The organism is Sinomonas sp. (genome assembly GCF_051955515.1).
Taxonomy (GTDB): Bacteria; Actinomycetota; Actinomycetes; order Actinomycetales; family Micrococcaceae; genus Sinomonas.
On sequence record NZ_JBQCGQ010000082.1, the window covers coordinates 1 to 7,366 of the forward strand.

General features: G+C 69.9%; 4 protein-coding genes and 1 pseudogene. 1 reads left to right on the forward strand and 4 read right to left on the reverse strand.

Annotated features, from left to right (window positions below):
• From ACTHL9_RS04810 to ACTHL9_RS04825, 4 genes and pseudogenes are all read right to left on the reverse strand, one after another.
• Positions 1-99 (reverse strand): annotated as a pseudogene (locus tag ACTHL9_RS04810) (thymidine kinase); the annotation flags it as partial.
• Positions 92-1,309, reverse strand: a complete 1,218-nt coding sequence (locus ACTHL9_RS04815; protein ID WP_440517686.1) for an alkaline phosphatase family protein — start codon at positions 1,307-1,309, stop codon at positions 92-94. The pseudogene ACTHL9_RS04810 and the gene ACTHL9_RS04815, both read right to left, overlap by 8 nt.
• On the reverse strand, positions 1,306-1,974 hold the full coding sequence (locus ACTHL9_RS04820; protein WP_440517687.1) for a DUF5998 family protein: 669 nt from the start codon (positions 1,972-1,974) through the stop codon (positions 1,306-1,308). Before ACTHL9_RS04820 ends, ACTHL9_RS04815 begins: the two co-directional genes overlap by 4 nt.
• A 29-nt stretch (positions 1,975-2,003) precedes the next feature.
• Positions 2,004-4,724 (reverse strand): bifunctional acetate--CoA ligase family protein/GNAT family N-acetyltransferase, encoded by a 2,721-nt coding sequence (locus ACTHL9_RS04825; RefSeq protein WP_440517688.1) that lies wholly within the window; start codon positions 4,722-4,724, stop codon positions 2,004-2,006.
• Between the two features lie 51 nt (positions 4,725-4,775).
• Between ACTHL9_RS04825 and ACTHL9_RS04830 the strand changes: the two genes are divergently transcribed.
• Complete coding sequence (locus ACTHL9_RS04830) at positions 4,776-7,292, forward strand: DNA gyrase/topoisomerase IV subunit A (RefSeq protein WP_440517690.1); 2,517 nt, start codon at positions 4,776-4,778, stop codon at positions 7,290-7,292.
• Positions 7,293-7,366: the final 74 nt, after the last annotated feature.

Sequence of the window (7,366 nt, forward strand, 5' to 3'; positions counted from 1 at the left end):
CCCGTGCCTCCCGCCTGCCCGATGGTTGTAGTCCATCTGGAGTGCGAGTGTGGACTTCCCGCTGTCCATCGTCCCCGTGAAGAAGACCAGCTCAGCCACGCCGCCGCCGCTTCGACTGCGCACGGCCGGCAGCTTGGAAGACCAGGAGCGGCACCTGCCGTTCGGCCTTGGTGAGCGACCCATGCTGGCCCACCATCGAGAAGGCGGTAGGCCGGACGCGCCGGCCATCGTAGAGCGCGAGGTCGCCATGGACGGCGACGAGCACGTCTCCGATCCGTCCTAGGACTTCCGGGCGCACCTCGCCGAAGAGTCCCCGTCCCACGGCTTGCGCTTTGGTCATGACCCACGCTTGGGTCCCGAAACGGCTCCGCCACGTGTCCATGAGGCGCTGAACGCCGGCCTCGTCCGCCGGGTCCTCGACGTGGAGGTGGACCATGCGCGGCTCCCCCGCCGTGTGCCGGACGCCCTCGACCAGCTCAGCGTCGGCGCCGAAGTCCACGCGACGGTGCTCGGGGACGTCGACCATGCCGTGGTCGCCGGTCACTACGATCAGCGTGTTGGCCGGGAGCTGGCTGTCGAGGCGACGGACGCAGGCATCGACTTCTTCCAGAGCTTCTTCCCATGCCGCGGAATCGCACCCCGAGAGGTGCCCCGCCTTGTCGAGCTCGTTGAGGTAGAAGTAGAGGAGCATGCGGGGCGCCGCCGCGAGCACCTCGGCGGCCGCCGTCGTCCGCGCGTGGAGGGTCTCCGCACCGATGAAGCTCCCGCCGCCCAAGGCCGCCCGCGTCATGGCCGAGCCCTTGAACTGCGGCAGGCTGACGGTCGCTACCGGGATGATCTCGGCGATCCGCTCGAAGACGGTGGGGAACGGCTGCCAGCGCCGAGGGTCGACATCCGGATCCCATCCGCCCAGCTGATTGACCACCCTCCCCAGATGCGGGGCCAGGACGTCGTATCCGACCATCCCGTGCTGACCAGGGGGCAGGCCCGTGCCGAAGCTCGCGAGCGCGGCTGCGGTGGTGCTCGGGAAAGCGGAGTCGAGGGTCGTCGGGAGGTTCCCTTGGCCGGCCTGGAGCTTTTCCCGCAGGAACGGCGTGTGGGCGGTCCGCTGGCTCAGGAGCGTCCGGCCCAGCCCGTCGACCATGACCACGCACACGCGCGGCGACCGGGGAAGGCCCAGGACGTTCTCGAAGCCCGAGGCGCCCAAGGCGGCCGCGCAACTGGGCAGGACCTCCGCGATGCTGCGGCGACCGTAGGCGGGAGCAGCCGGAAGGGACTCGGTCTCGGCCGAGACGGGCGATCCCGTCACTCGCGGCTCCCGTGACCACGCGCCGGGCGGCCGCCGAAGCCGGCGAGCCGAGGCCGTGTCGGAGAGGCGGGGCGCTCGGACACGGTCTGCGTGCGGAGCGGGCTCGCCGCGTTCGCCTCACGGAGCCGCCGCGCGAAAAGCTTGGCCCGCGTCACGGCCTCCGGGCCATCGGCGTCCGAGCTGATCCGCAGGACAATGTCCTCCTGCGCGATGGTCCCCGTGTAGCCGTGATCCGCTTCGCAGTTCGGATCGCCGCACGAGGCGGGCAGGACGTCGATCCGCTGGCCTCCCGACCACGCAATCGAGAGCGTGACTTCGCGGACGGGATCACCCGGGGAGTAGGAGGCCGGTTCTGTGAAGACGTAGCTGAGGACGACCGTCGCGATCTGGGCGAGGGGCACGGACTCGGTCGAGACCTGGGCGGTCGCGCGCTGAGGATCTCCGTCCAGTGGGGCTTCGTCGACGTGCGTGATGACGAGCAGCTCGTCGGTGAGCGCGAGGACCGTGATGTGACGGCGCACCTCGGCGCGTTCGAAATGGGTCTCCAGATGGACGAGGTGCGCGAGCGGAGCGGCACCGTCGAGTGCGTCGTCGACGACATCGGCGACAAGCCGCGGGTAGAAGCCGGTGCGCTCGAGGTCGGCGCTCAGGGGCGTGTGGCTCATGAACCCATTCTCCCAGACCTGTCGGGCGCCTATTGCTCGGACATCGCCCTGCGTGCGCTGTCGGTGCGATGCGCCGCGTTGCCGAGCCAGATGTCGGCCTGCAGGACCGTGAGTCCCTTCTCGCTCACGACGATGGGCTTGAGCTCCAGCACGGACACTTCGGGGTGCCGGTCCTTGAGAAGGGAGACCCGGCCCACGAGGTCCTCGAGGGCATCGACGTCGAGAGGTGGGAGCCCCTCGTAGCCGAAGAGCTTTTCGGCCGCGCGCGGGGTCCGCACCAGATCGGCCACGTCTTGGACGGTGAGCGGCGGAACGCGGTGGGCCCAGTCGTCGAGCAAGGCTACGGCATCGCCCGCGAGTCCGAACGAGATGACGGGACCGAGGAGCGGATCCTCGATTGCCCGCACCACGCAGGCCTGGCCCAACGGGGCCATCCGCTGAACCTCGAGCCTCGGCAGCCCGGCGGGACCCGCGGCGAGCTCGCCGTACCCCTTGAGCGACTGCTCCATGACCTCGACGGCCGCGCGGAGGGAGGCCTCGTCCCTGATGTCGAGCCGGACCGTCCCGAGGTCGAGCCGGTGGCGGAGACTCGCCGAGGTCGACTTGAGGGCCACCGGCCACCCCAGATCGCGCGCCGCTGCGACGGCGTCGTCGGCCGTGGCGACTGGGCGGGAAGGGAGCACCGGGATCCCGTAATGGGCGAGCAGTTCGGCGGACCGCGTCGCGCCGAGCCGCTTGAGCTCTGCACCGGTGACCCCGGCGAGCGCCGCGCCGATGAGCGCGTCGGCGGCGTCGTCGTCGTACTCCGCCTCGAACGGCTCGCTGGCCTCCCGCGCGAGCCAGTCGCCGTAGCGGGCGACGGCGGCCAGCGCGGCGATCGCCGCCCCCGCACTCGTGAAGGCAGGCACCGGGGGAAGGGCGAACGCCTCGCTTCCGCGATCGGGGACCATGCCCTCGGCACGCTCCGGATGCACGAGGATGCCTGTGAATGCAGCGACAAGCGGTGCCGAGCGCTGGGCCGAGCAGTCGGCGAGCACCTCGGCGATGGCTTCGGGCCGCACGCCTGCCGTGGGCACGAGCGCCACGACGACGGCGTCCGCGACGCCCGAGTCGATGAGGTCGATCAGGCGCGTTCGCAGCGCCGGCAGTGCAGCGGAGGGTCCGGACAGATCGAGATCGGGCATCGTCTCGGTAACGGTCAGACCTTGGCCCTCCGCCCCGTCGGCAACAACGCGGGCGAGGGAGAGGGCATTCGACATGATGGCGACCCGTGAACCCCGAGGGAGGGGGCCGGAGACGATCTGGGCGACGTCGACGAGCTCCTCGAGCGTCGACACACGGATGACGCCGGCCTGCCGGAGCATAGCGTCGAGGGCCTCGGCGGGAGCCTGCGACGTGCGGACGGCATGCCCCGGAGGGAGCCGAACCCCGAGGATGTCGCTCTTGGCGACGATCACGGGCTTGCTGCGGGCGAGGCGGCGGGCGATCCTCGAGAACTTGCGCGGGTTGCCGAACGATTCGAGGTAGAGGGCGACTGCGCTCGTGGCCACGTCGTCCTCCCAGTACTGCATCAGGTCGTTGCCCGAGACGTCTGCTCGGTTGCCAGCGGAGAGGAGGGACGAGAAGCCGAGGTGCCGGCGGTCGGCGGCGGCGTAGAGCGCGATGCCGATCGCGGACGACTGGCTGAAGAGCCCGAGGCTCCCCTGCCGCGGCATCGAGGGCGCCATCGAGGCATTGAGCCGGACGTCGGGGTCGGTGTTGGCGATGCCGAGCGAGCTCGGGCCCACCATGCGCATGCCATGCGCCCGTGCGTGCCGCACGAGCTCGCGCTGGCGGGCGAGGCCCCGTTCGCCGTCCTCGGCAAAGCCCGAGGAGGCCACCACCACACCCTTGACCCCCGCGGCAGCGCACTCCGCCACGACGCCAGCAACGTCGTCGTACGGAACGGCGACGATCGCGAGGTCGACCGGGTCCGGGATCTCGCGCACGCTCGGGTAGGTGAGCATGCCTCCGAGCTCGAGCGCCTCCTGATTCACGGCACAGACGCGGCCCTCGAAGCCGCCCTCGACAACGTGGGAGAGCAGCTGCTGGCCGATCGAACCCCATCGGCGGCTCGCCCCGATCACGGCCACCGACCGGGGCGCGAGGAGCCCTTGCACCGATCGGGCCTCGGCTCGGTGCTCCCGCGCCTCCATGACGGCGCGCGACTTCTCCGTCGGATCGATCTCGAACTCCACGCTCACCACGCCGTCGTCGAAGCGCCGGTCGAGGGCGTACCCCGCCTCCGCGAAAACCGCGAGCATCTTGCGGTTCTCGGGAAGCACCTCGGCGGTGAAGCGCCGGATCCCACACTCCCGCGCGGCCGCCGCGAGGTGTTCGAGGAGGATCGAGCCGATCCCGCGGCCCTGATGCCGGTCCGAGATGTTGAAGGCGACCTCGGCCTCAGCGGGGTCGGTCAGGCGGTCGTAGCGGCCGACGCCGATGATCTCGTCCGCGATCGTGATGACGAGGGCGACCCTGCTCGAGTAGTCGACCTCGGTGAAGCGCCTGAGCTCGGCGTCCGTGAGCTTTGCCTTGTAGCTGAAGAAGCGCAGATAGATCGAGTTCTCGGACTGGCCCATGTGAAAAGCCTGGAGCGCGGCCGCGTCCGCGGGCCTGATGGGCCTCAGGTGGGCTGTTCCGCCGTCACGGAGGACGACATCGGCCTCCCAGTGCTGGGGATATGCGCTGGCCGTGCCGGGATCCACCATAGGCTTAGGGTAGTTCAGGCCCATTCTCCCCACGTAAGGATTCAGCTAGCGTTGGCACGTCGATCCACCCCGTCCGGGAAGTCCTCCGATCTCCTCCCCCTCGGCGAGGCCCTGGCCGAGAACATCACGGATATCGACGTCGCCTCGGAGATGGAGACATCCTTCCTCGAGTACGCGTACTCGGTGATCTACTCGCGCGCGCTTCCCGACGCGCGAGACGGTCTCAAGCCCGTCCAGCGACGCATCCTCTACATGATGAGCGACATGGGGCTCCGCCCCGATCGCGGGCACGTCAAGAGCGCGCGTGTGGTGGGCGAGGTCATGGGCAAGCTCCACCCGCATGGCGACGCCGCGATCTACGACGCCATGGTGCGCATGGCCCAGGACTTCGCGCTCCGCCTGCCCCTCATCGATGGTCACGGCAACTTCGGCTCGCTCGACGACGGCCCCGCTGCTCCCCGCTACACCGAGGCCAGGATGGCGGCGGCAGCGCTGGCACTTACCGACGATCTCGACGAAGACGTCGTCGACTTCGTCCCGAACTACGACAACCAGATCATGCAGCCGGAGGTTCTGCCAGCCGCCTTCCCGAACCTTCTGGTGAACGGCGCTTCGGGCATCGCGGTTGGCATGGCCACCAACATGGCGCCGCACAACCTCGTCGAGGTCGTCGCTGCAGCGCAGTTCGTCATCGCGAACCCGGAGGCGACGCTCGAGGACGTCATGGAGCTGGTCCCCGGACCGGACCTCCCCTCGGGAGGCCGCATCGTGGGACTCGATGGCATCCGCGACGCGTACCGCACGGGCCGCGGTTCCTTCCGCACCCGGGCGACGGTCGCCGTCGAGCAGCTCTCAGCGCGCCGGACGGGCCTCGTGGTCACCGAGCTGCCGTACATGGTGGGCCCCGAGAAGGTGATCGAGAAGATCAAGGACGCGGTCGGCTCAAAGAAGCTGCAGGGCATCAGCGACGTCATCGACCTCACGGACCGCAACCACGGCCTGCGGCTCGTCATCGAGCTCAAGAACGGCTTCAACCCCCACGCGGTCCTCGAGCAGCTCTACCGCTACACCCCGCTCGAGGACTCGTTCGGCATCAACAACGTTGCGCTCGTGGACGGCCAGCCGCAGACGCTGGGCCTCCTCGACCTCCTGCGGGTCTACGCAAACCACCGCCTCTCCGTGGTGCGCCGCAGGACAGCCTTCCGTCTCGGCAAGCGCAAAGACAGGCTCCACCTCGTCGAGGGCCTCCTCGTTGCGATCATGGACATCGACGAGGTCATCCAGATCATCCGGACCTCGGACGAGGCCGCGGCCGCGCGCCAACGGCTCATGGCGGTCTACGACCTGAGCGAGATCCAAGCCAACTACATTCTCGAGCTGCGGCTGCGTCAGCTCACCAAGTACTCGCGGATCGAACTCGAGAAGGAACAGGACGAGCTGCGCCGCGAGATCGCCGAACTCGAGGCGATCCTGGGCTCCGACAGGCTCCTCCGCGAGCTCGTGTCCCACGAACTCGGCGACATCGCCACCAAATACGGGACCCCGCGCCGGACGCTCCTCCTCGAATCAGAGCAGCAGGCGCCGGCCGCCGCCAAGGCCCTCGCCGCCGCGGCGGACAACGGGAAGAAGGCCTCCGCCAAGGCTCCGGCGCTTGCCCTCGAAATCGCCGACGACCCCTGCTGGGCGATCCTCTCGGCGTCGGGCATCGTGGCCCGCACGGCGAACGCCGATCCGCTCGTCGAGGACGGACCGCGGACGCGCCACGACGTCTTCCGATCGGTCGTGCACACGACCGCGCGAGGCGAGCTGGGAGCCGTGACCTCGGCCGGGCGCATGATCCGGCTCCAGGCCGTCGACCTGCCCGCCCTTGCCCCCGCCGCGGGCCTTCCGAATCTCGCGGGCGGCGTGCCGGCCAAGGACTTCGTCTCGCTTGCGAAGGGCGAGACGATCGTGGCCCTCGTTCCGCTCGACACGACCGTGGCCCTCGGGACCGAGCAGGGAATCGTGAAGCGGGTGAGCCCCGACTACCCGCTCAACCGTGAGGACTGGGAGGCGATCACCCTCAAGCAGGGTGACCGCGTGATCGGCGCCGCTCCAGCATCCGACGATGATTCGCTCGTCTTCATCTCGGAGCAGGCACAGCTGCTCCACTACCCCGCCTCAACGGTGCGCCCGCAGGGGCGGCTGGCCGGCGGAATGGCCGGCATCAAGCTCGGGGACGGTGACCGCGCGCTCCACTTCGGCGTCGTCAAGTCCGGCGACGAGGCCGCCGTCGTCGTCACGATCGCGGGAAGCCGGAATGCGCTGCCGGGCACGGCGCCGGGAACCGCCAAGCTGACGCCCTTCGCGGAGTACCCCGCGAAGGGACGCGCCACGGGCGGGGTCCGCGCGCACCGCTACCTCAAGGGCGAGGACGTCCTTGTGGTCGCCTGGGCCGGCCACGGCCCAGCCAAGGCCTCCTCGAGCGCGGGCGTGGCTCGGTCGCTGCCGAACCAGCCCGGGCGCCGCGCTGGCTCGGGCGTCCCCCTGTCGCAGGCGGTGGAAGAGGTCGGTCCGAGCTTCGGCTGAACGCCGACGCTCGAACCGACCTCGGCGGGATTCACACCTGGGCGAACGGGCCCGACGCCACCGGTTCCTCTCCC

Excerpts from the sequence above, each read along its gene's own strand:
- ACTHL9_RS04820 (WP_440517687.1), bottom strand. The coding sequence starts at position 1,974 with ATGAGCCACACGCCCCTGAGCGCCGACCTCGAGCGCACCGGCTTCTAC.
- ACTHL9_RS04825 (WP_440517688.1), bottom strand. The coding sequence starts at position 4,724 with ATGGTGGATCCCGGCACGGCCAGCGCATATCCCCAGCACTGGGAGGCC.